The sequence below is a fragment of the Thermococcus sp. GR5 genome (assembly GCF_012027535.1).
GTDB lineage: Archaea > Methanobacteriota_B > Thermococci > Thermococcales > Thermococcaceae > Thermococcus > Thermococcus onnurineus.
The window spans coordinates 118,552-140,044 of record NZ_SNUN01000001.1; the positions used below are offsets into that span (position 1 = coordinate 118,552).

A 21,493-nucleotide genomic window follows, 5' to 3' on the forward strand; every position below is an offset into this window, starting at 1 on the left:
GACGCCCAAAGGGGGGAAGTGAATGAAGCTCAAGGACTACTGGGACCTGCTCACAATCATCACTCTCTCAATTCTGCTCGACCTTCTGATTTTCTACGCACCGGACAGCCTTCTCAGAAAAGCCCTTGGATTAGCCTTTGTACTCTTCTTCCCGGGCTACGTCTTCATAACTGCCCTCTTTCCCAACAGGAAGGAGCTCGACAACCTCGAAAGGCTCGCCCTCAGCTTCGGCCTCAGCATAGCCATTGTTCCACTCATAGGCCTCGGCCTCAACTACACCCCCTGGGGTATAAGGCTCATCCCAATACTCGTCAGCCTGACGATTTTCAACATTGCTTTTTCAATCATCGCCATCTACCGCAGAGCAAAGGCCTTCGAGCCGTGGATTCCATGGATAACGCTCGAGGACGTGAAGAAAGAACTTGAATGGGAGGAGTCGAGCAAGCTCGACAAGGCCCTCACGGTGATCCTGATAATCGCCATCATAACATCCATTGGAACGCTGGGCTACGTCATAACCCACCCGAAGCCCGGCGAGGCCTTCACGGAGTTCTACATTCTCGGGCCGGAGGGCAAGGCCGCCGATTACCCAACCGAACTGAGGGTAGGCCAGGAAGGTAGGGTTATAATAGGCATAGTGAACCACGAGAACAGGAACGTAACCTACTATGTCCAGATATGGCTCGTCAACCTGACGTGGGACAGCACGACCAACACGACGATAATATACGAGATGTACCCCATGCCGGGCTGGTTCAACGTCACCTTACCCGACGTTCCCGTCAACATCGAGGGCAACTGGACGCCCCAGTTCGAGACCAACTACACCCTCAGCATCGATAAACCCGGCCAGTGGCAGGTCTGGTTCCTCCTCTTCAAGGATGAACCGCCAGAGCTCCCGCCGGCACCGTTGGACGGGAACTACGCTGAAACCGATGCCAAGAACCTCATCCTTGAGGCGATAAACGGCACGGTGCAGAGCCTCAAGCTTAACGTGAAGGTGACCTCCTGAGCCCTATTTCTTACTATTTTGAGAGAAAATTTTATAAGTCCATCCCACGTAATCACTAGTTGAATACTATCGCTGGTGGTGGAAATGAGACGTAGAGAAGTTGTGCTGAGTGCGGCCCTTCTGCTGCTGGTTGCGCTCGCGGGGCTCTCCAGCTCCCTATTCACGGACATAGCCCTCTCTGAGAACAACGAGATCTCCTCCGGAAAGTTCGATATAGGAATAAGCAAAGACGGAGAGAGGTTCTACAACGGCCTCAAGCTCTTCGACTTCTCGGATTTAATGCCTGGCGACGAGAAAACCGTAACCTTTTACGTGAAAAACCGCGGGGACCTCGAGGTTTCGAGGATTACTATGACCATTTACGTTAACGACCTGGAGGACGGTGCCCTCTCCCCCGCCGAGAAGGAAGTCGACAACACCACAGAGAGAGGCGAACTGAGCGGCTACCTCGTGATAACGGGCCTCTCAGTACAGCACGGAGGCACAACCACCGACCTGACGGAGGTGGCGGGCAGAACACTGAGGGAACTTGACGGGGAGGAGATAGAGCTCTTCAAAGGCTCCCTGGGAGAGGGTGAGGTGCTAAAGATCGTCATGAGGATAAGGTTCTCACCAGAAGCGGGCAACGAGTGCCAGACCGACAGGGTGGAGGTGGACATGAAGATAAACGCAGAGCAGTGAGCTTTTAAACTCTCCTCATCCTTCAACATTTACCCGTATAACAAAAATCAAACCAGAAATATGGAATAGAGAACTGCTAAAATCTAAATCACTCCGTTAAGGCTATCCCGTTTCGAGAATCGTGATTTTATCCCCAGGGCTAAATCCGTTGGTATCCTGTGAAGTCAATTTCGCAACGTCAATTACAGTGTCGTCATCCTCTTCCCATTTCCCCACAATGTATTTGGTGTTCTGGTATTTGAGAAACAGATTCGGATACACCTCTTCAACGAAGTAGTACACAGCAGCAAGGGTGGCATCGACATTCGTACCTTCGATTATTAAAACCGGAGTGTTGTAATATTCGACAGCTTGTATGACGAACAGCCCATCTTCCACATTCCACCAAGCATCAGCATGTGAGACTGAGTACATTCCAGTGGGTGTTCTCACGGAATAAGAATCCAAATACACAGGGACAACGTGCTCCTCCACCAAGCGCAACGTGCAGGGGTTAACGGCTTTTCCTCCAACGAGTACAGTGGGATATCCTATCCGGTCTGGGCTCAGAGGGCATGAATCACCGTCCTTTTCAACCGGTACCGGTACAGCATTTCCGAGTAATGATAGGGCGTATTCCCCTACCTCATCTCTGTTTCCTCCTGCGATTATCCAAGCAATCCCCCCGACATCCTGTAGACTGTTCTCAAAGGCTCCTAACCCAATGGGCCGGTAATCCGGAATGTACACGTAGAGCTGATCCGAAGAAAGTATAAGGTACGTTGGTGATTTACTGTTCGGGTCTTTTAGATATCCTCCACAAACCTTGAGCAAGTTGTTCATGGCAAACGTGTAGTATACCGACCTCTCCACCCGGGGCGTGTAAATAGCAGATACCGGAGATTCTTGGCAGACGTTAACCAGTTCTGGAGTCCAGATGGTATCATAATTGTATATGCCCGGGATCCTAATGGTGTTCAACACACTAATTATGATCAGGATTCCAAGGAGGAGGGACAGCATAGATCTCATTCTGACAGAATTTTTGGGAGTTATATCCCCCATAATCGAATATGCCACAATTGGAGACGCAAATACAACAAAATACTGGAGTGTTCGTACCAGCCAATTATGAAACCCCCATATGCTGCTTCCTTTTGGCATGAAAAACGAAATAATGAGGAGAGCCACTCCTATTGGGATCCACAGCACGGACAGGATGTCAAAATCCGTCATTGTGTTTTCTCTTATCTTCATGAAGAATCCTCTCAAAAAGAACAGTGCAAAAAACAGGTTCCCCATCTGGAAGAACACTACGGCTGCGGTTGAATTATTGTAAACCCGAGTGTATATCTGAGCACCTAGTTCAAACTGAACGTAAAAGACAACAAGAACCGCCACCCCAACCACTATCCAGAGCAGATATCTCCGAAAAACATTCACCTCTGCATCAACAAGTTTGAGTAGGGGCACCTTAAGGGAATCCAAGTTAATCGGATTATGACTGCTAAAATATTTCGCCATGAGATACACAATGGCAAGAAACATCTCCATAACAAAAGTCGAGGCAACATAGAATGTCTGTACCGACATTTGAAGATTTAATACATTATTTGCAATCCATGTCATGTTCTTAAAGAGATTTGAAGAGTATGGAAACGTCACAAACACAATCCACGAAACAATTATTGAAACTGCAACAGTAAGGTACTTTTTCGCGTTTTCCCGGGGTTTATTCTCCCATAGTATTAACAAGGCAAGGTACATAACAAAAACAGCAGAATACAGAATAAAAGACAGAACGTGAGCAAAAATAAGCGCTACGTACAGTATCAAAACCCCAACGAAAAACCTAAACGTGGGGCGTCCTGTCACGATAAGAACTGCAAGGATAAGTCCAACCAGCACTCCAATCTGCTGGGGCCTTATTTGAATGACCGACCACCAATATAATGGAGTTATGAAGAGCAGTAGAATCGCCAACAGGGCATGGTTTTTGGACACACCATTCCTTTGGTAAGCAAAAAACAAGATAAGTATATACAGAACAGCTACTACAATGGAGTATCTCACTACTATACCAATCACGTCAGAAGAAAAAGAATAAACAAGATGAAGGGAAAATGGGGTTATATAGCCAGAAACTATCGAGGTCTTATACCATAGAGAATCTCCTAGGAGGGACACATAGTAGGATTCATCTATGGTCGTGAAATACCTCCCAAAGCCGATTCTTATGTAGAAAATAACTACACCAGAGAACAAGATTATCGCCAGAAGTTTAAGCCGGAAATTAGCTTTCCCATCCATGATTAAGTATGCGCTTATTGTGGAGATAACCAGCAAAAGAGTTAAAACCGCCACCTGCGTCTGCACCTCTAACCCTCCGCGAGGGGAAGACGTTTGAATATCTGATACACTTTCCCATTACTTGTTTCAACCACCACTCTTATCGTGAGCGATTCGGGCAGATACATTATTTTGGATTCCTTGACGATGACTCTGTACCTGTCCTCTCCCAGTTTAAGCAACATCAGCTGGTATTCCTTCACAACCGTGCTGGTGTTACTCCTGTTCTCAACTATCTTAGTGACAGTGACATTTTTAGAGGTATTCATGAGAAAGCTCAAATTGCTCGGCCCAGCGTACGAGGGGGGTAAGTGCTCAAGCAGCCGCGATCCATATGAATCATTAACAATCAGGATACCTCCCCATCTCATATAATTACCTGTGATATCATATATTCCACTTAGATTGTAAGTCGTAGTTTGTTCCCACAACACAACCCTTCGGTAAGTTACATTCTCGATAAAGAATTCGAAGGATACCTGAGCCATGCTACCGGGGTTGAGTGAAATATTACCGTCCTTAATCACCATATCATTTAGGTAAATCTTGAAGGAATATTCCTCGGGGCCCTTCTCATGAGATTCGATAATGAAAACTATGCTATATGTGGTATTAGGAGTCAAATATGCCGGTACAGTAGTGCTATCAAAATAAACTTTTGAGAACCCAGGAGCCCTTTGGGAGTTTATTAATACAATGCTACCAATGACAAGAATTACCATTATAGCTAGCAGATAATGCTCCCATTTCACACTAATCCCCCGACAACTCTTTTGAAAATGGCAGAATTAAAAAGTTTCGGTAAATGAAGAGAAAAAAAGCTTGGAAAATCAACCCTCGGCCACAATGGTTATGCTGTCGCCGGCACTGAATCCACTAGTGTCTCCGAGGTCAGCACCCGGCAACGGCACGTCAGCTCCGGGCTCGGTGTCCTCCCACAGTCCAACGATGTAACGAATGCCGTTGTAGCTGTCGATGTTCGGGGAGACCTGGGTTATGAAGTAGTAGGCTCCGGCCGCGGTGCTGTCGGCATCAGTACCGTAGATGGTGACTACAAGTGCTCCACTGTTGTCCTCGAAGAGCTGTATGATGAAGTAGCCCTTGGTGGCGTTCCACCACGGAGTAGGAGGCTGCCAAGTGAAGTTGCCCTGCGGGGTGACGATGGTTATCATGCCGTCCACCACCATGTGGACCGGGGCTATGTCCTCGTAGGCCGCGGTGACCGGGTTGACGAGAGGTCCACCAACAGAGATGAGGACGTCGTTGGCGGTCAGTTGGGCGAAGTCGAACTGGTCAGCGAGACTGACTTGGTTCTGACGTCAATCGGGACGGTGCGGGCTATGTACTGGGAAGTCGAGAATGCATCTGGCGTTCCGAGGTTGTTGAAGATAAAGTAGACCGTGTCGGCGTTGGCGATCCTCTCCGAATACATCGCGAATCCGCTGGTCTCGATGGTTCCGCGGAGCTTGACGTCGGCGGTTGAGGTGGCGAACGGGTAGACGGTCACGTAAGCGTAGCCGGTGAGGTTGCCCTTGGTGGCGACGATCATGTACTTGCTGCCGTCAACGGAGGCCGGGACGTTGCTTATGGCGTAGTGTCCGTCCTCGGCGGAGACAGCGGTGAGGACGTTGCCCTCGAAGTCGGTGGCGTTGACCCAAGTAGTGCCGTTCCATATCTTCAAGATAACGGTGGCTCCTGGCACCTGGTTTCCACTGTCATCGGTTATGTCACCTGAAATTGAACTGGTACCACCGAACTCGACAACGATGTCGTTGCTGGCTAGCCCATCGTAAGCAGCCCAGACGTCAACTGCTCCCATGAGGGTAATAAGCTCCTCCGGAGTCATATCTGGAGTGGCCTGCGTACAGACCTTAAAGATGGCGCTTCCAGTCTCGTCAGTGGTAGCGTTGGTTGGCTCGAGGTAAGCTATGGCCATATTGTCTATGTGGAAGTCCAATGTCTCATTGGCGACAGGACCGTTGAGTTCTGAGACGTTGCCAACACTGGCCAATATTTCGGCAATTATCTCTTGCTTTTCAGTGTCATTGAGGAAAGTTATATTGTTGATCCAGTCCTCGAATAGCATCCACTGAGCATCGAACTGCTCCTCAGCGTTGGTAATGCTCAACATCGCTTTAAAGGTGAAGTACTCACCGGCCTGAGTTGGTTTGAACATAGTATCGTCAAGAAGCTCTAGGGCCAGTTCATTGGGTTCAATGGTTATAATGGTTGCGCCTTCAGCGGGCTCGGCCATGAGGTCTCTCATAAAGTCCTCGTAGTGATATGTTTCCATAGTGACTCCACTAAATATAGCATTACCTTGGACCGAAGCAGACCCTGGAACTATCTGGATGAGTCCCGGAACGTTGGTAACCTGAAGGTTGTAAATGTCTTTTGTGATATTAACGAGGTTAACCTTGTACTTGGAGACGTTGACCATTATAGACCAGCCATTGTCGATCGAAGTGGCTGTAACGGTCTTGTTAAGCTCGTACCAAGTTTCGTTGACGTACTGGAGGACATTCTCCCAGGTATAGTTCTGCCCTTCCTCTACGATTGGATAGTTAATGGTGGACGGAACCGCTATGACGTACAGGTTGAAGGGCTGCTGTGGATACAGCTCGAACATTCCTTCAGAGTAGTCGGCGTTGTAGACCGGGTTGTAGACCGGGAAGTACTTCTTGACTCCGCCAATCTCGATTCCCCAGTATAGTCTAACTGGCTCTCCGGGCGGCTCAAGGGAACCTTCTTTTCTGATGTTAACATAGACGTAGGTCAAGTCAGCGGGGTTGGGCGCGTTGACCATTATAGTCTCTGTGTCGTTCTTCATTCCGTACTTACTAGCCACCATAATCTGGAAGGTTCCAGCAACTGGAGCAAAGATAGGTGCATTAACTATTGCTCCATGACCCTCTGTGATGGGTATCATCCAAGTGTAGAAACCACTTGGTATAATGCTGTTATTGCTGAACTCAAGCATAAGACAGGCCATACTGGTGATGTTGACCATATCACCCATCTCGTCAACAAATGCTATTGTAAAGTTCACGTTGTACATACTACCGGCAGTTATGTTGGACGGAGTAGCGGTTACCTCAATATGCCAGTCACGAACCTCAAGTGCCCTAGTTATTGTGGCGTTTAGGGCATTATCATGGATGACGACTGTATAGATTCCGTTCTGCTCAAGAACAACGTCTGATATAACAATGACTCCATTCTGGTAGGCAGTTGCGGTGTAATTGGTCCCGTCAATGGTGACTGTGATGTTCGGACTAGCCGCGATGGAGGTGACGTTCACCATAAGGTCAAATGGCACGTTAACGTAGGCTATCTGCGGGGACACAGTGGCGTCAAGAGCAAGCTCTATTGGGATGTCGTACGTCTGGGCGAAGTACGTGAAGTTGGTGGCCGGGTCGAAGACCATCATGATCATCTGGACGACGCCGCTCTGGTTGAAGACGAACTTCTCAGGTGCCCAACTGAAGTCTATGTCAAAGTAGTTGGATCCCTGAGAGCCCCCTCCAATTCCAAGCGTCGGAAGTGAAACCTCAAATCCCACGTTCGCAGCACTGGCCACATCCCATGGCAGGCTAAGGGTCACGTTGCCCATGAGCGGCGGGTTGGCATACCCATGTGGTAGATAGTAGAACTCTGTTGGTGTGTATTGGACAATTATGTCCCAGCTCTCAACAGGTATGCTAACTGCGGTGGAGTTTATTAGATGGCCATTGTAGTAGACATAGACGGTTCCGGTGACGTTGTCAGTGGGGTTGGTCAGCAGTATTGTAATCGCACCAGCACCGCTGGCGTTTCCGTAGTTAGTGCTGACGTCAACGTTTAGATCGTCCGCGATGAGTGGGACATTGCCAGTGGGCTCAGCACTGACGTGAAGCTCGTCGCTGATTCCCCAGTAGAGCATGTCCGGCTCGACGATTATGGTGGCATTCCAGATGATAGGCTCGATGACGTAGCTACCTGTACCAACGACGTGGCCATTATAGGTAGCCTCGACATTGTAGGTGAGGGTTCCCTGCGGGTCAACTATGGCGACAGTTATGACATCACCATTGCTGTAGGAACCAACAGAAGCTCCGTTAATGGTAACGTCGACCGGGACGCTCGGGCCGTTGACGTAAACGGTCACGTAAAGGGTGTTGTCAACGTACTGGTAGACGTCGCCGTCGGTAGTGAAGTCGAAGGTAGCATTCCATGTCTCCACTGAAACCATCGCAACGCCAACTACACTAGCATTGTATGCGTCAACAGCCTCAATGTAAATCGGATTAGTGCCGTTAACTGGGATATTGTAGTTAAATTTAACGTATCCATTCTTAACAGGCACGTAATTGATAGTGTAGACATTTCCATCAGCGTCAATTATGGTGACATTAGCCTCGGTATTAATGTCTTCATTGAATATGTAGTCACCACTTTTAGACTTGTACTGGAGCTCGATGTTAAGGGTATTCGGTAAATACGCGTAAACTGGACTGCTGACCGGCATGGCGGTGACCTCGATGTACCGGTTGGTTATGGTAAAACTGGGCTCGATGAGCATGTAGTGGGTAACGGTCTTCCCAGTAAGAACGTCGGTGACAATGATCTTGGCGAGGCCAACACTGTTGGCGGTTATGTTTGCGAAGGTCACAAATCCATAATAACCGCCCTGTCCGGCAGCAATGGGCCCTTCAAGCGTGAGGGTCTTAGTCTCGGTGTAACCATCAGGAAGTTCAAGGGTAACATTAACGTTTCTGCTTCCTGGGAACTGGAGACTCTCTCCCACCTCGACGGTGATATCTGTGGTCTGGCCAACAGTAAGATTCGCAGGTGTTGTGCTAACGTAAATGCCCCAGTCCTTTATCGGGATAGTATAGCTAGTCCAGACCATGTAAGTGTCGTTATAAACCTTTACGAGCACATAGCCAGGTTCATTGAATGCCACATTGGTAAGAACAGTTCCACTTCCAAAGTTGTCAGTTATTGGTAGTACCATGGTGTTCAGAAGGTTATTGTTCATGTCATAAACCTCAACAACGACGCTGGAGTTCAGGAAAATTCCCAGAGGAGTAAACTGGGCACTGATGTCAAGATCCGCTGGGATACTGACGTAGAAGACATTATCTGGGTAGATGCCATAGTTGAAAACTGTGTAGTTACTAGTAACGTTCCAAGCTTTGACAGGGATGTCCATGGTCGTGCTAACATGATATGTAGTGTCATTTATGACAACCGTAATCGTACCGACCTCATTTGGGGTTATGTTAACTTCAAATGAGCCAAAATTATTGACGACATCGAATGTTCCATTAGCGATCTCATTACCGTTGAGGAGTATCTTGTAGTCCGGTGTCGAGTTAATAACAGCCGTAAGATTGTATTGGACTTCAACATTGAGAGTAGCCGGCACATTTACATAGAACACATCGTCATTCTGGCTCCCACCGGTATAATATACGGTATAGTCACTTACATAAATGTTCCACGGAGCTCCAGTTATTGTGAAGTCACCATAGAGTTCTTCCCAATGTGTGGCAAATGTAATTGTAACATCGGCCGGATCTACGATGAGGTTTTTAATGACGATCTCAGCAGTACCGTTTATCATGGTAGTAGTGTTTGAACCACCTACCACGTCACTAGTAACTACTACACTTGCAGTGTCGTTAACCCCCACTATGCCAAAAGCAAAGACAGCAGTGAGATTCATATACAGATCAAATGGCACATACTTGTACGGAGTATGGTCGTCAGTAGCAGAGGGTACGACTTTGTATGTGTAATCAAGACCCCAGTCATATATAGTGAGAGCACTGTTGTTAACGTAAGTGTATCCTCCTGCAGTGGATGCTACTTTCACCACATCAGACGCGTTCACACCACCACTAAGCTCAACGAATGCACTACCATGGTTATTCTGGATAAGTGTGGGATCAGTCTTATCAGTAATGTTTACGATAATCTGCAGAACCTTTGGACCACTATCGTCCGGAAGAGTTATGTTGACAATCTGGCTGGATGGAACCGTTATCAAAGAGCTATTAACGAGCTGTGGGTCGTAGGTAACATTGACTGTCATATTGAAAGGTATGTACTCAAGAGCCTTGTCATTGAGCCAGTCTGTTCCATTGTAGTACGGAACACTGCTCTGTATGTCCTGAAGGACTACTGTAAATGGATACCTAACGTTGAATTCAAAAATGGTGCCAGTATAAGGAATGTTGCCGTTGGCAATATCGTACTCATAAACAACAAGGGTGACCCTTTCAACATCCTGAGGTACTTTTGAGTAAGATGGATCAATGTCCCCGGGATCAGTTGAGTTTATGAGAACCGTGTTGGAGCCTGTTGAAATGGGCTTAACTCTGCTGTAAACGCTTTCATTATGACCATCCTGGTATATGTAATACAATGTCACATTTGCAAATGTCTGCTGGGTTGCGTTAATGGTTATGTTGACAAAGTATTCAAAACCTGCGAATAATACCCAGCCTCCATAGTTCGTATCCGCACTAATTCCTGTAATGTAGCCCGCTGCCTTAACGGGGGTCATAAAGCCTGGTGCAAAGCTTGGCACTACTGATGCCAGAATCAAAAATGCCAACACCAGGCCAAAAATTTGGGCTTTCTTGCATTTATTCATACCACTTCACCCACCTTTGGTTCTGTCAATAGAGAGACGGCCTCGTAGGCCACTGAAGTATTAAGCAAATACATGATATAAATTTTTCGTTAGTAAAGTATCAACTTGATATAGTTGTATTACTGTGCACTTGTGTATATATGGACATAAAATAAACTATAAAAAATGACAAAAAACAACTGTATATACCAGTAGCAAGCATTAGTTTTAAAATATAACAAGAGATAGTAATGCAAAATGTAACATAAACAACGTTAGAGTGTACAAGGGCACACATATTGAACAAATTCATACTATTGATAGTTAAACAATTTATAAAATGATTTCAAATGTTCATCACGATTTATGGATATAGCAAACTTTGAGACTTGACAGTCAAAAAGTCCACACAACAAAATTTTTAGATGATATAGAAATACTGGAATTATGAATCCCAAAAAGACAAAAACCAACCTCTTTGTCCATAAGACAAAGGAATACCTCCTGAAAGGTATCGTCGAGATTACCCGCAGAAATCCCGGAGAACCCATATTCAACGAGCCATGGGATCACCTCATAATACTTGATGATTGCAGGTTCGACGTATTCAAGCAAGAGTTCCTAGAGAGAAACCTGCCTGGCGAGCTCAAATCAAAATTCTCGCTCGGTTCATGGACTGGCGAGTTCCTGGTAAAGAACTTTTATGATGAACAATACGATGATATAGTTTACATAACTGCAAACCCCTTCGTAGACAGATACCTTCGCGGGAAGTTCCATAGAATTGTATCGGTATGGAAAAAGCACTGGGATGAAAAGTACAGCACGGTGCCGCCCAGCGCTGTATACCTCGAGACGATAAAAGCAATGGAGAAATACCCAGACAAACGCTTAATAATTCACTTCCTCCAGCCCCATCACCCATATTTCACCCTTAGGAACTTTAAGGACGATGCAATGACCCTCATCAAGAACTCCGTTGAAGAGGGTGACTTTTCTCTGCGGGGATTCCCAAGGGAACCCCCTCACAAGATATACCTCTCGGAGATATATGCCTACTTCAGTCTTCATCGTCTTATCAAGGCATACGTGGAAAACCTCCGCATAGTCATCCCCTATGTGGAGCTACTACTCCACAAACTCCGTGGTAGAACGGTTGTCACGGCAGACCACGGAGAGCTCTTCGGCGAGATCGTTACTCCACTTCTCCCGATAAGGGTCTACGGCCACGGTATAGGCAGGATTCCCAGCCTGACTTTAGTGCCGTGGTGGGTGGTTGATGAAGGAGACAAATCAAAACTGCGTCCCATTAGAGATATCAAAAAGGATATAACCAAAATAGAACGTCGTTTTGGCTTCAGATCTTTTACCAAAGAGACCATCAGACTGAAGCGGGTGATCTCAACTCTAAAGCTCAAGGGGAAGATCTGATCCTGTGTTGTGTAAACCTCCGTGAGAGAATGGCCATTTTCCTAAGCCGTTTGGGATTGCTCATCAGGGTCTCAAGGGCCTCCTCCAATGACTCAATCTTAATAGTTTTCATAATAGTTCCAGTTTTGCCATCCAGAACAAACACCTTCGAACCCACATTCGGAGAAATAACAACAGGAACGCCAAATGCTTGAGCCTCCACAACCACCATCCCAAAGGACTCGAAAGAGGAGGGCAGGACAAGCATCTTGGCTGTAGAGTACACCCGGGCTAGATCATCAGGGTCGTTTATCCGCCCCAGAAACCGTACTCTCTGGGATATTCCAAGTTTAGACACAAGGGAAACGTATTCGGGTTTCATATCACCGTCCCCAACTATCCACAACTCCCATCCTGGATATCGTGATGAGACCTCAGAAAACGCCCCAAGCAGAAGATCAAGGTTCTTGAATCTGTGATACCTCCCAAGCTGGCCTACGAAAAGGATTACGTTTTTCCTCTTTACGGGAAGATTTAGGAGACAGTGCTCCATTAGACTATGAGCCATAGGAGGATATGAGATTTCCGAGTTGTACCCCTTCCTTTTCAGATATTCCCACACAGAACGGGATACTGAAGTTATCATCGCCCTCCGAAGCGTTAACCTCTCAAGCGTGGCCATGTAGATGACAGCAATGAAATCCAAGAGCCTCGCTCCCTTTTTGAGGCCGACAGTATGGTAGACTATCCTGATCGGAATGTCGTATATCCCCGAGAGAATTGCAGCCACATCAGCAGCGAACGGCACGGGAGTATGTGCAATTATTAGATCTTTATGTTTCATCCTCTTGGCTAAGGCAACAACAAACTTCAACCCGATGGGTGTGTTAGAGACTATAAGTTCCGGTTTTATCCTGCATACCCTAAATCCGTTCATATCCTCGCTGCTTTCTGAGCCTTTAGTCATGCAGAGTACTTCAACATCATGTTCTTTTGCAAGCCGTTTGGCCATGTGAAATGCATACCTTTCCAAGCCCCCACCTTCAGGATAAAAATATGGAGAGACAATCAGAATAGACTTTCTGTCTTTTTCCATTAATCGTCCCCCTTGAGGAGATATATGCTAACGAAGAACGCAAAAAACATTACCTGGATTCCAATCGTCGTGAACGTCAGTACAAGAATGGCCTCCTTCAGCTTGAACAAAGCACCGTATCCCGCGTTTTGCCACTGGAGGAAGATATGGACACCTAACATAATTCCTATAATGAACATAATCCCCCCGACCAACAAGCCCTCCTCGAGGATTGAATACCTCATAAAGAAGTTCGTGAGTCTTGTGGGTTCATCCAGCCCCTCCTTAGCCGCATAGACCTTGGCAGAGATCCCAAAGCTCAGGATCTGAACACTGAGTAGGGTAAGTGCACTGCCGAGTATCATTGTATGCAGTCTCTCTGGGTTAATGAAGTAAGTGTACCCCATAAGCAGAAGTCCCATACCCAGGAGCAGTATTCCAGGGAAGAGGAACAGATGCGATGGGGAATACAGCAACATAAGTCTCAGGTGTCTCCACCCATCTTTAAAGGAGCTGAGCTTTGATTTACCAATCCTCTGATGGTACCTGATGGGAACCTCAACTATCCTCAGATTCTTCTTTGCAGCCTCTATGACCATTTCACTCGCAAACTCCATCCCCCTACATTTCAGGGGCAGTTGATCAAGTACATCCTTTCTTATGGCTCTCATGCCACAGTGAGCGTCAGATATTCCAGCTTTGAAGAGGATGTTGAGAATTTTGGTTAGAAGGGGATTCCCAATATATTTGTGAAGCCAGGGCATGGCGCCCCTATCCATCTTCCCCCTCAGCCGGGTACCTATTACAAAGTCTGCCTCCCCCTCTAGGAGGGGCTTCAAGATATTTGGAATATCCTCTGGGTCATAGCTACCATCGGGATCCATCATTATAATGAACTTTCCATCCGCATGTTTGAACCCAGTTAGGTATGCATCGCCATAGCCAATACCTTCCTGCTTAATAACCTTCGCACCGAGCTGTTCGGCTATTTCAGGGGTTTTATCGACACTCTTATCCACAACAATAATCTCGTATGGTACCTCCAGCCTCTCCAGCACACCCCTGATACGGGGCAGCATTATCGATATAGCTCTTTCCTCATTTCTTGTAGGTAAAACAACCGTCACCTCAGGTTTCATGCAGCACACCCTTGTAGTATCTTTCCAACTTCTTAGAGATATTATCCCAGTCGTATTTCCTTGCAAGTGAGATAGACTGTCGTCTCATCTTGTAAGAATTTTCCCACGCTAATAAGATTTTCTGTGCAAAATCTTCCGGCGTAGGAGTGCTTACATAACCATTCTTTCCAGGCAATATCAGTTCTTTTGATGCATTTAAGGGAGCATCCACGGTAACTACTGGAATTCCAGAGGCATTTGCTTCAAGAACGACCATGCCGAATCCTTCTCTCATAGAAGGGAAAGCTAAGAGCCTAGAAGATTTAAGTATCGCTATAACTTCCTCAAAATCCTCCAAGAACCCCAGAAATTCTACATTTTTCTGTAGCCCTTGCCTTCTTGTGAAAGTTTCTAATTCTTTTTTCTGGGGCCCATCCCCAATTATTCCAACTCTGAATGTGGGATACTCAGTCCGTATCGGCTTTATCGCTCTTAGTAGCAACATCACATTTTTATGTTCTACGAGCCTGCCAACGAATACTGCATCATATCTCTTCTCCCGATGAGGAGGTACCTTTTTTATGGCTTTGAAGTCAATACCATTAGGTATTAACTCAAATCTCCCCGCTCGTACTTTACACAACCTCTGCAAAGTGTGTTTTGAAACCACGACATGATTCTCTGTCAGTTTTAGCATGTTATCTTCTACTAATCTCCCAATTCTTGACCCAGCAGGAAGGTATTCTCCCCAATATTCTCCCCAATACTCATGCCACGTTATTACAAAATTACCTGAATCGGCAAATTTGAATTTTGCCGAATAACTGGGCAAGTAAGGGAACTCCTGGCAGTCCACAATGTCGTAAGAGTTTACTTTTTTCATCAATAGTCTCCAAGAAAACATTATTGCCTCCTTGGGATCCCGCTTGTTACCTTTGTAGAAGTGAACGGGCCTTCCAACGCCATGGATAATTATACCTTCACGTTCTAGTTGCTTATTAGAACCCCACCAATTGAAGGAGTACCAGTGCACCTCATGCCTTTTTGCAAGTCTCTTTCCAATTTCATACAGCCTACGTTCCACGCCCCCTTTGATTTCTGGATATAACGCATCATAAACAAATGCAATCTTCATAATCCTGCTCTCCCCTCCCTTTGCTTTTGGGTTATGGCTTTAAAATTATCTACCCCTGAACGTTTTATGATGCCCCTATTTTTTAACATTAAACTTTGTGAAGATAGAGAATAACACAATGCTTTTAATATTCTCAGAAAAGGTACTGCTATGGGGGATTCAAGTGAGAACAGTTACACTAGAATTCATTCTGAGCGTTATCAAAAACCTGCTTAAACCAAAGTATGCCCTCCCTATTTTAACTAGCATCGCCATCGCTATTCGCTTAATACCCTTTAGATTAAGCTATCTTCTTGGCTATGACACATATTTTCATATTGCATACGTTAAGTATTCCCTTAAACTTGGGGAGTGGGTGAACTTTTTCCCGTACGCCAAAGCTCCTTGGGGCATGCTTGTAAATAACTTTCATCCACTTGGCCTCTGGATGACCCCGGCTTATGTATACAGGATCTTATCGATTTTTGGAATCTCACTCTACGATTCATTCAGGATAACACCTGTCATTTTTGGCGTTTTAACCATTATATTCATGTATCTGTCTGTCTGGAAGCTGTATGGCAGAGAAGAAGCATTTTTAAGCGCGTTGTTTTTATCCATCTCCTTTGGACACGTCTTCCGTTCAATAGCTGGATATTATCGGGGGGACAACTATCTGCTTTTCTGGTACAGTCTCGCTCTCTTGGGAATTAGCCTTGCTCTCTCACGCCGGAATGAAGGAGAAAGCTGGAAAAAGAGGAGACTGCTACTCTATCTAGTACCAGCATTAGCATCAGGCCTGGCAAGTATATTTTGGAGTGCATATTACCTAATATTCGTGTTCCTCCTTGGAAACGCTATATTTCTATCCATAGGTGCACTGTTACTCCAGAAGTCTCGTATGTTAGTTGACTCAGTAGCCATCGTTGTATCTACTCTCTTCGGAGCCCTATTGGCGAATTTTCTTGGGGGGTACTTTTACTATGGAATGTTTGGATGGAATCGTCCTCTAGGTATCGAAACTGCACAGAAGCTCGGATTTCACCTTGAGACCATTAAGGATGCTTTCTTACTGGCTTACATAAGATATGCAGTTCCACTAGCCCTTGCATTTATCGTGCTTTTGTTCATAATATCTAAAGTCATACGAAGTAGGACGCATCGTGTCGGGATTATAGTTGTACTCCTCATATTGGCGTTAGTTTTGATGGTGAAGTACTACGGATTCATAGAAGGCACTTTTTTAAGTTTTATAAAGCACTTCAGCGGGGAATCCATCACAGAAACGCGGCAACCGTCCCTCCGGGATGTGTGGATCTCCTACGGTTCAGTAATCATTGCAGCTTTGTTCTTTCTTTTACGACTCAGACCCTCAAAGATTGCCATTGAAGACTTCGTTGTGCTCGGATTTGTGTTGCCAAGTATACCTATGATATACACTTGGACTAGATTCCTCTTTATAGGTTCCCCTGCGGTCGCCATACTCGGCGGAGTTGGGTTATGGAACCTTGTAAGGGAGATCCATAAGTTGAACATCCGCAGTCATCCAGTTATAGCTGGTATTCTCATAGTCCTTGTCACTGTTCCCACCGCATGGGTAGGCGTACAGAACACACTCAACGTAAAACCATTTATGAATGCTGAATGGGAGAAAGCCCTAATCTATCTCAGCGAGCATTCCAACGGAAACGATATTGTTCTCACCTGGTGGGATCAAGGATATTGGGTTACCTACTACTCCTGGAGAGCCCCAGTTACTCAAGGGGTTCCAAACGAGTTCGTAGCTAGGTATTACATGGGTCTGGCCAGCGAAGAGGAGCTTATGAATCTGGGCGTGGATTACATCATAGTATCATACGACACCGTTTTAAAGTTCCCGGCAGTTTTGGAGACAGCGGGCGTTCCAGTCAAAGACTACCCAATGGTACTGATGGGCCTAGTGGGAAAAAGTGAAGATGTCTTCGTTTTCGCAACGGAAGGATATTCAATAACTGCACGTCCTATTAACGGAGGCTGGGAAATATTTGTAAACGTTGCCGGAACCATATTTTCCCCAGAGACCGCCTTTGTTGAAGTAGGAAATGATGTGAATAAAGTCAACATCACTGGAACAACCAAAGCGAATGCATACGTTTATATAAATTTGAATTACGGATATGCCGTTCTAATGAACAATAACTCATTCCAGACAACATTGGCAAAACTCATGTTTACTAATAAAACCCCAGGATACACCCTCGTTTACTCTGACGGAGGCTACGTCAAGATTTTCAGGTTTGATCATCCCAACGTCGGGGTCTCTAGAAACGGTAATGAGATAATGCTTAGCTTCACAAACGCGACGGGCACGAAGCTCATCCTGGAAGGCTTCACCGACAACGGTACCCGCGTCTTTTTCCACATCTATGATGTCGCGGGCTTGGAGGAGTTCACACTCCCTGCCCAGCTGAACGAGAGTGTCGTAGTCAAATACGCGTACAAACGGAACGGGAAAGTACTCGACAGAGGAATTTTTAGGTTGGACGATGTGCGGATGCTCTGGCACATTCCCAACAAATCCTGAAAATCACGGGGGGATACCCGTGGACGATAACACGACCGCCAAACCAAACAGCCAAAAGAGAATGAAATTGCCTGACCCATACAAAGCTATCATCGTCCTTATTATCACTGGCTTCGTAATGACAGTCGCGTACAAGCTGTTTTTGTGTGATACACCACCGCTTATCTGGGACGCGGCAACTCACTTCATGGACAGCGTGAAGTATTACCTTGCACTCACCCATTTCAACTTAGGGATATTCCCGTACATCAACAGGTATTGGCCGCCACTTGGCTCTCTTTTCCCGATACCAGCATACGCTATATTTAGAACATCTCCTCAAACGGGAATATTCGCGGAGAACATCCTTTCGATAGCCATACTCATTCTAGCACTCCACAAACTGTCGAAGTACTTTGGGAAGATAGCAATCGTCGTTTCCACATTCGTGGTTCTTATGTCTCCCATAATCCTAGATCAAGCGACTACATTCATGATAGACCTTCCCCTCACTGCAATGGTTATGATGACATGGTATCTCCTCCTTAAATCTGAGGGGTTCTCCCAGAGAAAGTACACAACACTAAGCGCAGTGTTTTTTGGACTTGGCCTTCTAGCCAAGTGGACGTTCGTTTTCTTTGTGCTGGTAGTCTTTTTGTATGAAGTGGCGATATCCTTTGGCTTAAAGATGAAAGGAACAGAGATAAGAATAAAACTCAGCGTAGAGTCCCTGAAGGAACTCGCTATCTTTGCAACCGTGGTTCTGATGGTGGCAGGATGGTGGTATGTACCAAATCTCAAAGTACTCTTAAACTCCCTTCTGTACAACAGCAGAATCTCGGGGGCTATAGAGGGAGACCCCCCAGTTCTCACAATTCAGTCCGCCCTCTACTACACTTACACGATGATAAACTTTTACCTGAACCCAATACTGTTCGCCCTGTTCGTGGGCATTTTAGTACTGCTGCTCTGCAGGGCAAGAAACATTTCCGTGTACATAAAGCTAGTCCTCATCCAAATCCTGCTCACATACATGGTCTTCACCCTGACACGCAATAAGGATCCGAGATTCTTAATGCCGGTCATACCTTTCATTGGCCTCGTGATGGGCTCCGGCGTGGAGCTGGCAACAAGACTAGAAAATGGAGCAAAGATAGCTTCCGCTCTCATGGTCTGCATAGTGCTTGGAGGAGCACTCAATGTGGCTACTTTCTTGAGGGTGATACCCCAAACAGAAATCTACAAAAATCCCGACCTTATACCTATCTCAGGCGGCAGCCTGTATCTGTCAGGGAACTACTGGTCGTTTAATCTGGACACGACGGAGGAAGAATGGGAAATTAACAGAATACTCTCCACAGTAGAAGAACTAGGAGGAGACAACGGCATCTTGTATATCCTCTCGAATAACCCCCTTATAGCGTATCCACTGAAATACAGAGCGCTAATCAACGGAAGTGACCTAAAAGTCGTTAAACCCGATACCAGCCAGCTCATTCCCCTCGTGTTCTCCGCGGACTACGTTCTGTACACCACCAGCGAATACTACTCAGCACGCTGGAAGGTCAAGTACTCTACATTGGCCAGAAAGCTATTCATAACGTACAACAACATCACTGGAGTCTTCATTCCCATTGAGAAGTTTGAATTCCCCGATGGAACCATAGGCATTCTCTACAGACACGAGAGAGACACAGCCCTCCCTCTCAACATCTCCACGGATGCCACCAGCGTAACGTGCAAGGGAGAAAATGTGTCCTTCGGGGATAAGGTACAACTGACGGCCATCTGTATTTATAGAATTGAAGGAATTGACCTCATAGAATACCGCTGGAAAACCCTCGAGGAAATGGACGCTGACTACACGATATTCGTCCATCTAACTGATGAAAGCGGTAATACTCTGTTCCAGATGGATCACAAACCTTGCAGCGGCCTATGTCCAACCTCGACATGGGAACCTGAAGATAGGATAGTGGAAACATATTATCTGGAAATACCATCCCCTGGATGTTACCAGATTAGACTGGGTTTCTGGGATCCAATAAATAGAGTGAGATTATCTGTTGAAGGAGACAAAAACGATGGACACAGCCGAGCTATGGTTGGTCAACTATGTTACAATATTACTACTAGCCTTGATTTAAGGTAGTGGCACAAAGGAACGATGGGCTTTAAAACCCATCACCATTTTTTATCCCGGTGCTCGCGATGATTGGGATAATCTTCGACATGGACGGCGTGATATACCGGGGCAATAAGCCCATAGATGGCACGCGAGAGGTAGTAAACTTCCTGAAAGAAAGGGACATCCCCTTCGCCTTCCTCACCAACAACTCCACCAGGAATGCCCAGATGTACCGCGAGAAGCTCCTCAGGATGGGAATAGACGTTGAAGAAGAGCGTATCATCACCTCCGGCTACGCCACCGCCAGGTACCTCCAGACCCACTTTAAGGAAGGCCCCATCTTTGTCATTGGCGGGAAAGGACTCCAAGAGGAAGTAGTGAGGATGGGCTGGCCCGTGATGGGCCTCGAGGAAGCAAGGGAAAGGTGGAGGGATATCAAATACGTCGTGGTCGGCCTCGACCCTGAGTTAACCTACGAGAAGCTGAAGTACGGAACGCTGGCAATAAGGAACGGAGCGAAGTTCATAGGAACCAATCCGGACACAACGTATCCCTCCGAGGAAGGTCTTTATCCAGGAGCGGGGTCGATTATAGCGGCGCTGAAGGCATCGACAGATGCTGATCCCCTCATAATAGGCAAGCCCAACGAACCCGCTTACGAGGTCGTCAGGGAGAAGCTCGGTGACGTCGACGAGATATGGATGGTGGGCGACAGGCTCGACACGGACATAGCCTTCGCCAGGAGATTTGGCATGAAGGCAATAATGGTCCTGACGGGCGTCAGCACGCTGAAAGACGTTGAGAAGAGCGAGGTAAAACCCGACCTGATCCTCCCGAGCATTAAGGAGTTGCTCGAATACCTGAAGGTTAAGCTGGAGGCTTCAGAATGAACCTTCGTGAGCTGCTCGAAAGACTCATCTGGCAGGAGAACGAGCTCTACAACCTGTACAAGCTCGGCGAAACGTTCGCCACCTACGAAAGGCCCGAGTTCGTTGAGACCTTCCGCCTCATAGCGGAGGAGGAGCTCAGGCACAGGAAGACCCTCGAAGGGATGCTCTCCGGGGGGACTCTGAAAGGCACGGCCGTTATAGACTACCTAGACTCACTTTCGCTGGAGCCCATGCTGAGCGACGAAAGGGTTGAGCCCGAGAGCCTCGAGGAGTTGATACTTGAGGCGTTGATAAGGGAGAAACACGCCTACGAGCTCTATACGAAGCTATCTGAAATCCTAAAGGACTCTCTCAGCCAGATTTTTAGGATGATGGCAAGTGAGGAGCTTAAACACGCCTACAGGCTCAGGCTGGTCTACGAAGGGCTTTGACGTTTGGATAATTTGTCCGACATTTACCTTTTCTACCTTCTTACCCTGCAGGCAAATTTAGAGGCATAAATTTGTCACCCCGGCAAAGGCTACCGGGGTAAGGTATATGTAGGGTGACAGCCACAAAGCCGTGCTGATGCTT

The 21,493-nt window shown here is 46.5% G+C and carries 14 protein-coding genes; 7 read left to right on the top strand and 7 right to left on the bottom strand.

Translation table 11 applies throughout. The features are described from left to right. The first annotated feature begins 22 nt into the window (after window positions 1-22). Together E3E33_RS00630 and E3E33_RS00635 are read left to right on the top strand one after the other, a co-directional pair. Entirely contained in the window at window positions 23-1,012 is a 990-nt protein-coding gene (locus tag E3E33_RS00630; protein WP_167711682.1) for a DUF1616 domain-containing protein, read from the top strand. 84 nt (window positions 1,013-1,096) lie between these two features. After that, complete coding sequence (locus tag E3E33_RS00635) at window positions 1,097-1,693, top strand: TasA family protein (protein WP_167711683.1); 597 nt, start codon at window positions 1,097-1,099, stop codon at window positions 1,691-1,693. 102 nt (window positions 1,694-1,795) lie between these two features. Here the strand turns inward: E3E33_RS00635 and E3E33_RS00640 are convergent, their stop codons facing one another. The 4 genes from E3E33_RS00640 to E3E33_RS00655 all read right to left on the bottom strand — a co-directional run bounded on the left by E3E33_RS00640 (window position 1,796) and on the right by E3E33_RS00655 (window position 10,664). Then, on the bottom strand, window positions 1,796-4,048 hold the full coding sequence (locus E3E33_RS00640; RefSeq protein ID WP_167711684.1) for a hypothetical protein: 2,253 nt from the start codon (window positions 4,046-4,048) through the stop codon (window positions 1,796-1,798). Window positions 4,049-4,050: 2 nt separating this feature from the next. Beyond that, window positions 4,051-4,773, bottom strand: a complete 723-nt coding sequence (locus E3E33_RS00645; RefSeq protein WP_167711685.1) for a hypothetical protein — start codon at window positions 4,771-4,773, stop codon at window positions 4,051-4,053. 78 nt (window positions 4,774-4,851) lie between these two features. Further along, window positions 4,852-5,202 (bottom strand): hypothetical protein, encoded by a 351-nt coding sequence (locus E3E33_RS00650; RefSeq protein ID WP_167731661.1) that lies wholly within the window; start codon window positions 5,200-5,202, stop codon window positions 4,852-4,854. An 89-nt stretch (window positions 5,203-5,291) separates the two neighbouring features. Beyond that, window positions 5,292-10,664: a carboxypeptidase-like regulatory domain-containing protein gene (locus E3E33_RS00655; protein WP_167731662.1), complete on the bottom strand. Its 5,373-nt coding sequence runs from the start codon at window positions 10,662-10,664 to the stop codon at window positions 5,292-5,294. A gap of 426 nt (window positions 10,665-11,090) precedes the next feature. Here E3E33_RS00655 and E3E33_RS00660 point away from each other — a divergent pair, with 426 nt between their 5' ends. After that, window positions 11,091-12,074, top strand: a complete 984-nt coding sequence (locus E3E33_RS00660) for a hypothetical protein (RefSeq protein WP_167711687.1) — start codon at window positions 11,091-11,093, stop codon at window positions 12,072-12,074. Here the strand turns inward: E3E33_RS00660 and E3E33_RS00665 are convergent. From E3E33_RS00665 to E3E33_RS00675, 3 genes are read right to left on the bottom strand one after another with little or no spacing between them, the layout of a single operon-like run. After that, window positions 12,058-13,149 carry a glycosyltransferase family 4 protein gene (locus E3E33_RS00665; RefSeq protein WP_167711688.1) on the bottom strand — a complete coding sequence of 364 codons (1,092 nt, stop codon included), beginning with the start codon at window positions 13,147-13,149 and terminating at the stop codon, window positions 12,058-12,060. The two genes, E3E33_RS00660 and E3E33_RS00665, sit on opposite strands and share 17 nt — an antisense overlap. Continuing rightward, window positions 13,149-14,267, bottom strand: coding sequence for a glycosyltransferase family 2 protein (locus E3E33_RS00670; protein WP_167711689.1), 1,119 nt, complete (start codon window positions 14,265-14,267; stop codon window positions 13,149-13,151). Before E3E33_RS00670 ends, E3E33_RS00665 begins: the two co-directional genes overlap by 1 nt. Further along, window positions 14,257-15,381, bottom strand: a complete 1,125-nt coding sequence (locus tag E3E33_RS00675) for a glycosyltransferase family 4 protein (RefSeq protein WP_012572783.1) — start codon at window positions 15,379-15,381, stop codon at window positions 14,257-14,259. The genes E3E33_RS00670 and E3E33_RS00675 overlap by 11 nt, the downstream gene beginning before the upstream one ends. A 97-nt stretch (window positions 15,382-15,478) precedes the next feature. Here E3E33_RS00675 and E3E33_RS00680 point away from each other — a divergent pair, with 97 nt between their 5' ends. From E3E33_RS00680 to E3E33_RS00695, 4 genes are read left to right on the top strand one after another with little or no spacing between them, the layout of a single operon-like run. Further along, the gene (locus E3E33_RS00680) at window positions 15,479-17,923 is read left to right on the top strand and encodes an oligosaccharyl transferase, STT3 subunit (protein ID WP_342764304.1); all 2,445 of its coding nucleotides are present in this window, start codon (window positions 15,479-15,481) and stop codon (window positions 17,921-17,923) included. A 19-nt stretch (window positions 17,924-17,942) separates the two neighbouring features. Continuing rightward, on the top strand, window positions 17,943-20,054 hold the full coding sequence (locus E3E33_RS00685) for a glycosyltransferase family 39 protein (RefSeq protein ID WP_167711690.1): 2,112 nt from the start codon (window positions 17,943-17,945) through the stop codon (window positions 20,052-20,054). 59 nt (window positions 20,055-20,113) lie between these two features. After that, a complete protein-coding gene (locus tag E3E33_RS00690) occupies window positions 20,114-20,920 on the top strand; it encodes an HAD-IIA family hydrolase (RefSeq protein ID WP_167711704.1) in 807 nt (268 codons plus the stop codon). Further along, window positions 20,917-21,351: a ferritin family protein gene (locus E3E33_RS00695; RefSeq protein ID WP_167711691.1), complete on the top strand. Its 435-nt coding sequence runs from the start codon at window positions 20,917-20,919 to the stop codon at window positions 21,349-21,351. The genes E3E33_RS00690 and E3E33_RS00695 overlap by 4 nt, the downstream gene beginning before the upstream one ends. Window positions 21,352-21,493 lie beyond the last annotated feature (142 nt).